The 950-nt window shown below is 29.9% G+C and carries 2 pseudogenes; one reads left to right on the forward strand and one right to left on the reverse strand.

The features are described 5' to 3' along the window. A pseudogene (locus BKH40_RS08855) lies at positions 1–215 on the forward strand (methyl-accepting chemotaxis protein); the annotation flags it as partial. A gap of 520 nt (positions 216–735) precedes the next feature. Here BKH40_RS08855 and BKH40_RS08860 read toward each other — a convergent pair. Then, positions 736–950, reverse strand: a pseudogene (locus BKH40_RS08860) (methyl-accepting chemotaxis protein); the annotation flags it as partial.

Consider the following 950-nt stretch of genomic DNA (forward strand, 5'->3'; position numbering starts at 1 on the left):
CTAATACTAATATCTTAGTTCAATCAATTAATGACATGGCTGAATCTATAAAAGAACAAGCTAATGGTATAACTCAGATAAATGATGCTATATCTTTACTAGAGCAATCTACTCAAGGTAATGTAAATATAGCAGATGATGCTTCTAAGATTTCTAACTCTGTAACTCATATAGCAGATGAGATAATGAATGATGCTAATAGGAAGAGGATATAAGTTTAGATTCTTTTCTTATAGGGGGGTGGGTTTTATAAATATATAGAATCCAAAAATATATGATGTTTATTTGATTAGGAATACGCATTTTATAAAAGACTATGTTGTGTGTTTTGGAATAAATAAAATAAAGTAAAGTGATTGCACCAATCCTGACGATTGATCATAATATGTATATTAGTTTCCCCCTATCAGCATGAAAGATACCCTCTTCTTTTTGAAGGTGCTTATTGCCATCTTTCATTCCTCCCTAGCGTGAAACATCTCTTTTATTCCCATCCCTATGTTCCCTCTGCAAGGAAGGGAGAACCAATAAAGCTTGACGCTTGCAATAAAGTAAAACTAAACATTAGAAAACAAAATATTGAAACATAGAATCTAAAATAATAAAAAAGTAGATTCTATAAATCCATATATTTATAGAATCCAAAATAATAAAAACCTAAATAAAAACCTAGATTCCATAAATCTATAGAGTCCATATATTTATAGAATCCCCCTACAAGAAGAGAATCTAAACTTATATCCTCTTCCTATTAGCATCATTCATTATCTCATCTGCTATATGAGTTACAGAGTTAGAAATCTTAGAAGCATCATCTGCTATGTTTACATTACCTTGAGTAGATTGCTCTAGTAAAGATATAGCATCATTTATCTGAGTTATACCATTAGCTTGTTCTTTTATAGATTCAGCCATGTCATTAATTGATTGAACTAAGATATTAGTATTAG

The organism is Helicobacter sp. 11S02629-2, assembly GCF_002272875.1.
Taxonomy (GTDB): domain Bacteria; phylum Campylobacterota; class Campylobacteria; order Campylobacterales; family Helicobacteraceae; genus Helicobacter_I.